Annotated in this window: 8 protein-coding genes; 4 read left to right on the top strand and 4 right to left on the bottom strand. The window is 45.7% G+C overall.

All coding sequences use genetic code 11. From position 1 onward, the window contains the following. Window positions 1–13: 13 nt before the first annotated feature. Window positions 14–454 (bottom strand): hypothetical protein, encoded by a 441-nt coding sequence (locus tag Q0277_RS00850; protein WP_297994572.1) that lies wholly within the window; start codon window positions 452–454, stop codon window positions 14–16. A 134-nt stretch (window positions 455–588) separates the two neighbouring features. Continuing rightward, complete coding sequence (locus Q0277_RS00845; RefSeq protein ID WP_297994568.1) at window positions 589–942, bottom strand: HTH domain-containing protein; 354 nt, start codon at window positions 940–942, stop codon at window positions 589–591. A 115-nt stretch (window positions 943–1,057) separates the two neighbouring features. Between Q0277_RS00845 and Q0277_RS00840 the strand changes: the two genes are divergently transcribed. The 4 genes from Q0277_RS00840 to Q0277_RS00825 all read left to right on the top strand — a co-directional run bounded on the left by Q0277_RS00840 (window position 1,058) and on the right by Q0277_RS00825 (window position 5,485). Continuing rightward, window positions 1,058–1,984, top strand: a complete 927-nt coding sequence (locus tag Q0277_RS00840; protein WP_297994565.1) for a zinc ABC transporter substrate-binding protein — start codon at window positions 1,058–1,060, stop codon at window positions 1,982–1,984. Window positions 1,985–1,987: 3 nt separating this feature from the next. Further along, the gene (locus tag Q0277_RS00835; protein ID WP_297994562.1) at window positions 1,988–4,291 is read left to right on the top strand and encodes a DUF1007 family protein; all 2,304 of its coding nucleotides are present in this window, start codon (window positions 1,988–1,990) and stop codon (window positions 4,289–4,291) included. A gap of 550 nt (window positions 4,292–4,841) precedes the next feature. Further along, the gene (locus Q0277_RS00830) at window positions 4,842–5,135 is read left to right on the top strand and encodes a hypothetical protein (RefSeq protein WP_297994560.1); all 294 of its coding nucleotides are present in this window, start codon (window positions 4,842–4,844) and stop codon (window positions 5,133–5,135) included. Next, window positions 5,135–5,485, top strand: a complete 351-nt coding sequence (locus Q0277_RS00825) for a DUF3137 domain-containing protein (RefSeq protein WP_297994557.1) — start codon at window positions 5,135–5,137, stop codon at window positions 5,483–5,485. The genes Q0277_RS00830 and Q0277_RS00825 overlap by 1 nt, the downstream gene beginning before the upstream one ends. Window positions 5,486–5,760: 275 nt before the next feature. On the opposite strand, the gene Q0277_RS00820 is transcribed toward Q0277_RS00825, so the two are convergent. Together Q0277_RS00820 and Q0277_RS00815 are read right to left on the bottom strand one after the other, a co-directional pair. Further along, window positions 5,761–5,925 (bottom strand): hypothetical protein, encoded by a 165-nt coding sequence (locus Q0277_RS00820; protein ID WP_297994555.1) that lies wholly within the window; start codon window positions 5,923–5,925, stop codon window positions 5,761–5,763. A 155-nt stretch (window positions 5,926–6,080) separates the two neighbouring features. Continuing rightward, window positions 6,081–6,423: ACT domain-containing protein (locus Q0277_RS00815; protein ID WP_297994552.1), on the bottom strand; the 343-nt coding region annotated here is incomplete at its 5' end.

The following is a 6,423-nucleotide window of genomic DNA, read 5'->3' as shown; positions in this document are numbered from 1 at the left end:
CCTCAAAGCTAGCCTACTCGAAACCCTTTGCTTCTAAGCCATGTAGCCTTTGCAAGCCGATATCGATATATTCGTTAAGCTTCTCATTATTTTCCAGCAATTTGTCGTAATAGCTCTTGGCTCTTTCTCTCGCGGTCGCATCAGGCTCGATATACTTTAGCCCACTTTTGAAAAATCCTTTGGATTCCACAAAATAGATCGAGTGGATCTTCTCGCAGTGCGATAGCCCTGCTTCAGTGTAGTTTAAAATCGATTCGTACGCGATGTTGCCTAACAGCTCCTGCAGCCTATTTGCGGGATTTTTGAAAAACTCGGCGAACTCCTTATACGGCGTAAAAACCTGATCCAGGTTTTTCATCGCATCGCCGTAGATACCCTTTTTCAGGCGAAACATCGTCATTTCTTGAGAACTTACAAACTTCTCTATTGCTTTTATCGTATCGTTTTTATTCACTGAATTTTTCCCTTTTAAAATATGAAACGCTCGGATTATATCGTTTGTTTTATAAAAATCCGTTAAAAATCGGTTAAATTTTGCCCTAGCGTTTTAGCCAAATTTCTTTGGCGCTTTTGATTAAATTTCTCGCCTCAGCCGCCGCACTTCTCGCACAATCCTCGCACGAGCACACTTTTGACATTTTTTTGTGGCAAAGCTGGCATCGAAATCTCCTCCATTTTATGGCAGCTTTCGCAGATAAAATACGCTTTGGCGCCGTCGGTGAGCTCATAAAAGCTTTTATGGTTATTTTCGCTGGTAATTATCAAATTTTTTTCTTCCAAAAGCGCTATATTGCGATATATTGTAGTTTTATTAGCACCTGTTAGTTCTACTAGTTCATCATAGCTTACCGGGCATTTTTTCTCGCTTAGGATCTGCACGATCTGCACTCTAAGCGCTGTAGGAGCGATATCGTGACTCGCTAAAAAATCTTTGGGATCCATTTTACGCCTTTTTTAAAATTTAAGCGATGATAGCGAAATTTAGATAAATTTATATTAAGTTGCAACTAAGTTGCTTTTGATATACTTCCGCAATTTTTTTTTGGAAAGGAATTTTATGAAAAAGCTTGTTTTCACGCTTTTAGCAGCTAGTTGCGTAGCATTCGCCAAACCTACGGTCACCACGACCATACTTCCTACGAAGTATTTTGTTGAACAGATCGCAGGTGATACTTTGCAGGTAAATACGATGGTCGGCAAAGGCGCCGATCCGCACACATACGAGCCTAAGCCTTCGGAGATGAAAATGCTAGAAAATAGCGATCTGTATTTTGCAGTCGGTATAGAATTTGATGAGGTCTGGCTACCAAAGCTTGCCGCATCGTATCCGAAGATGAAGATAATCCGCACCGAAGATGGCATTACCAAAATGGCTATGGCAGAGCATCACCATCACGACGAACATGATCATAGCGCACATCACGATGATCACGATCATGACGCGCATCATGAGCATGGTGACAAAGACCACGAGGCGCACGAGCACCATCATCATCACGGCGGTTTAGACCCACATATCTGGCTCGATCCGCAGCTTGTAAAAATTCAAGCTAAAAATATTAAAGACGCGTTAACCAAACAGTATCCTAAGGATGCTAAAATTTACGAAACAAATTTCGATAAATTTGCTAAAAAGCTTGACGAGCTAGACGCTTACGCAAAGCAGAAATTAGCGGGCGTCAAGGGAAAGAAATTTATGGTTTATCATCCGTCTTGGGGCTATTTCGCGCACCGATACGATTTGGAGCAGATCGCAGTCGAAGTGGAGGGCAAAGAGCCTAAGCCTGCGGATTTAGCCGAGCTAATCGAGGAAGCCAAAGAGGAAAAGATCAAGGTGATTTTCGTCGCACCGCAGTTTTCCAAAAAGGCAGCGCAAACCATCGCCGCGCAAACGGGCGCAAAGGTGATGGAGATCGATCAGCTGCCGCTAGATTGGTATGAGACGATGAAAAAGACGATCGACGTTTTCGGAGAAAATTTGTAGTTGATGAAATTTATTAAAATTTTAATTTTATCCGCGATCTTTAGCTCGCGGATATTTGCGTGTGCTCTGTGCGCCCTATACACGCCCACTGCGCACGTTAGCATCACTCCCGTCGCACAAGACGGCAAGATCGTGAGTCTGCATTTTTCGTGGCTTTTCTCTCAAAATTTTACCGACGTCATAATGCAGACCTACGATATAAATTCCAACGGCAAGCTTGAAAATAGCGAGCTTGCCGAGATAACTAAGGCGATGACCGATTATCTAACCCCCAAAAACTATCTTTGCGAGGCAGAATTCTACGATCAAGCGCCAAAAAACGCAAAGCCTGCGCTTAGCAACCTCGTAGGCACGCAGATCAAGGGAAATTTTAAAAACGCAATAAGCCTCGTCAAAAAGGGCAGACTCGTGTTTGAGTTCGATCAAAAGGTCGGCTTCGAGCTGCGCAATAACCGCGTTCTTAAAATTTCCATTAACGACGATCAGGGATTTTTCAATTTCAAAATGCTTGACGACAAGCCCATTAATCTGGGCGAGGGCTTTGTAGCGAAGCCTAATTCAAATTTAGCCACCACTTTTATAGAATTTAGCGGCGAAAAACCAAAGATCGCAGATAAAAAACCGTCAATTTCAAGCGCGCCAAACTCCGATTTAGCGCAGGATAGCCTTGCATCTAGCGAGCAGAGTCTTGCGGGCTCAGAGGATAAACTTGCGCAAGGCGGCCAAGCTAAACCGAATTCCAGCTCAGCACGCAGATCAAACCAAAGATCCGTCGGCGACATCGTTTCGGAAGCTGCAGCACAGGCGCAAAAAAATATAGCCGCTTCGGATACCATCGCGCAGATTAATAAAGCCGCCAAAAAGGACGCGCAGGCAAAAGACGACACCGCGAATTCCGGCCGCTTCGGTAGCGAAAACTTAGAGGCCGCCGCAAAAAACGGCGAAAATACCGCGGCTTCTTTAGGCGATGATTCAAATTTAGCGCAAAACAGAGGCGACAGGAGCGCTGCGATAAATTTTAACGATTCCGCAAATTCTGCGCCGTCTGTAGATAAAGGCGCGGGGCAAAATTTGTCGGCGAGACGAGATAATTCTTTAAATTCCGCGCATTCTACGCAAAATCTAGCGACGCCGCCCGAGGAGAGCTCCTTAAATTTAGCGCAAAATAACGCAGACAAAAACGGCGCCGCATCCGACAGCGACAATATTTCAAGCGAGCCACAAAAAGAGGCTACGCTGGGATTTGTCGCGCAAAAGACGATGGATTTTATGAAAAGCCTCAAAACGGCGTTTCGAGCAAGCAGCGAGCATGCAAGCGCAAGCACGATCTTATGGGTCTTGGCGCTTTCTTTCATATACGGCTTTTTCCACGCGGCAGGCCCAGGGCACGCGAAGCTGCTAACGGCGAGCTATTTCTTAGCCCATGGCGGAAGCTACGTCAAGGCCTTTGGATTTGCCCTTAAAATCGGGCTTCTACACGTCCTAGGAGCGCTCGTTTTGGTAAGCGCGAGCATGTTCGTGCTGCAAAACGTCGCAGGGCTCGTCTCTGCAAACTCCGCCTCGATCACTACGAAAATTTCGGCGCTTCTGATCATCGTCATAACGGCGCTCATCATCTACGACAAAGCTCGCCGCGTAAGATCGGGCGCCCGCCACGATGCAGGCTGCTCCTGCGCCGCTTGCGCTTCCGTCGCAAAGACCGCGGAGACGGACACCCACTTAAAAAGCGCCGCATTTGCAAACGCCGGGGGTTCCGCTCACGTAGCGTCAAAGAGCTATAAATTTTCTAAATTTAAAACCCCTAGCGGCGAATCCGCGCAGTATTTGGATACCAAAAATTTAGGCACCGCAACGGCAGGGCTAAATTCGGATTCAAATTTAACCGCAAATTTACAAGAAAACTCGCCTAGCCAAAACGAGCAAGAAAAGTCCTTAAATTCTACAAATTTCAGCAGTCAACCCCCATCGCGCTCGCTGCAAAATGGCGCGACCTACGGCGGCGAGAAAGGGCGAGAGTGGCTTATCGCGCTTGCGGCGGCGCTCGTGCCCTGCCCCGGCACGATCCTTATTTTCGTGCTTGCTTTCAGCCTCGGAAGCTTCGCGCTTAGCGTCGCGAGTGCGCTTTTCATCGGTTTTGGAATGAGCGTCGTGATATTTTTAGCCGCGCTTTTCGGCGCAAAAGCAAACGAGCTAAGCTCGAAGCGGCTCGTAAACCTGAAGCTTTATGTCGAATTTTTGGGGCTTTTCGTGATGTTTGGGCTCGGGATTTTTATGTATTTCATCTCAGACACCCTCAGGATACTGTAATCGCAAGCTTTGGATGCAAATTTACAAAAGCGGCTCGCGTGAAATATAAGCTTACGCGATACATTAAATTTTAAATCCGGTGCGAATTGTTTTCAGAATAGTAAGATTTTAAAATTTTACGTCGCACGGACTGCGTAAATTAAGCTCCGATCTTGACTATTTAATTATGAGGCGAAATTCGCTCTTTATAAATCACGTTAAATTTTGCTACAATACGGGCGAAATTTTTATCAAGGATAGATATGTCGCCTGCTCTGCAAGATGTCGTTTCGCAGACTTTAACCGAACAAAAAGCGTGCGCTAGAGCTTTTAATAGATATTACTACCTCAGTATAGCCGCCTTTTTTTACAGTCCTATTCGCAATAATGTCTCTAGACGGCGTTAAAGCAGACACTCCTCTGATAAAAATTGCCGAATTTTTGGGCGCCCTGATCTTTTTTCCGATCTTTTGGATATTTTTTTCTGCATTGCGCCGGTCAAAAAACCGAAGCAGAAATTCGCTACTACAAATTTTACAAAGAGATATTCGTCCACGCCGTAATAAACGATATGAACGCGGATTTAAACTATTATCCCTATACCGGTATGCAAGAAGAGGAATTTCAAAAATTTAGAATTGGTAGGAAATCTGGGATCGAAAGCGAGGATCGGATTGCGGGCGCGCACTGCGGGATTAAATTTAGCCTAAGCGAGGTACATAGTAATGGTAGGTTTTACATGAAAACGGATAATCCGCTCATAGCGGCGATTATGTTGATCAAAATATTCTACGATAATTATATGGACTTTGACGGCAACGTACTGATCTGCGAGCTCGCGAAAAAACCTCGGGCAAAACGATAGTGGTAAGCAGGGAGCTAAACGCCAAGATCTTCGGCGAAAAAGAGATGATGGACGATGTGGATTTTATGCGCGATTTTCGCGTGTTTGCGGATGACAAAGTAGAAGCGCGCTATCTGCTAACGCCCGCGTTCATGGAGCGCCTGCGCGAAATAAATCGCGAAACGAGCGGCGAGTTCAGCTTGAGCACGGTATTTATGGATAAGCGCTTATATCTATTTTTAAACGGTGCGCCCGATCTTTTTGAAACTACGCTTTTTGGTAGGCCCGCTAGCATAGAGCTCGCGCGCGAATACCAAACGCAGATCCGCAAAATTTTAGGCCTAATCGAGACACTCAAACTAGCAAATTAGCAGGACGCATTACAGCTGAAATTTTGTATCGACCAAATTTACACCGGGCGGAATTTTCACAGAAGCGCAATTTCGGCAAAACGTAAAATTTAATCAGCGGCGCAATCGCTCGGTAGTTGCCCTAAATTTAAACGGGCGATATGATTAGAGATATGAAGCACCCGCTAATAAATTTAAAGCAAAAGCACCCTCCGTGTCTAAAAATTTATAAAATTTGACTGCGTTTCGCATCGCAGCCTCTAGCTTTTAGTGCCAAACCTGCATAGCGGCAAAATTTAATCGGCAGCGCCCGCGATGATGAAATTTAAAAGCAGATCTGCAAGGACGAAATTTAAATTTAAAAGCAAGCTCACGGCGAGAGTTAAATTTAGAGAGCGCGCGGCGTTTTCACAAGCCGTGACAAAGCGTATCTGCCTAGCGCATACCGCAACGTATCGCAAGCGCGGCTCTGCACATACTCAAGTTCCGCCAAAATCCCTCGCCACGCGTTCCTGCATCGTCTCATAAAACACCATCGTAGGCTGGATTGTAAATTTAAATTATAAAGAATTGGTTGAGGCGAAATTTAAAATTCCGCCTCCTAAGCGGATAATGATTAAAGCGCCGCGTAGCGCACCATTAGGCAGGTTTGAAGCGCCGCCAGCTTATCAAGCGTGCTTTTTTGCACTTCGGAATCGACCAAAATGACCGCCAAAGCATCCCCCTCCTCGCCTCTGCCTAAGCGAAAATCCGCGATATTGATGTTCTCGTCGGCTAGGATCGTGCTTACGGATTTGATAACGCCCGGCACGTCGGTATTTTTGAAGATTATCATCTTGCCTTTCGGCTTAAAATCGGTCTTAAATCCGCCGATATTTACGATACGCTCCTCGCTGCCATCAAATACGGTGCCCGCGACGTTTGAGATCGCCTCGTCGGTCATGATTTTTACCGCGATC

This window comes from uncultured Campylobacter sp., from assembly GCF_938030815.1.
Lineage (GTDB): Bacteria > Campylobacterota > Campylobacteria > Campylobacterales > Campylobacteraceae > Campylobacter_B.
Note: the sequence above shows the minus strand (reverse complement) of the source record. Positions and strands in the feature narration are given on the sequence as shown.

Coding starts and splice junctions, on each gene's coding strand:
- Q0277_RS00835 (WP_297994562.1), top strand. CDS start 1,988: ATGAAATTTATTAAAATTTTAATTTTATCCGCGATCTTTAGCTCGCGG.
- Q0277_RS00840 (WP_297994565.1), top strand. CDS start 1,058: ATGAAAAAGCTTGTTTTCACGCTTTTAGCAGCTAGTTGCGTAGCATTC.
- Q0277_RS00845 (WP_297994568.1), bottom strand. CDS start 942: ATGGATCCCAAAGATTTTTTAGCGAGTCACGATATCGCTCCTACAGCG.
- Q0277_RS00830 (WP_297994560.1), top strand. CDS start 4,842: ATGAACGCGGATTTAAACTATTATCCCTATACCGGTATGCAAGAAGAG.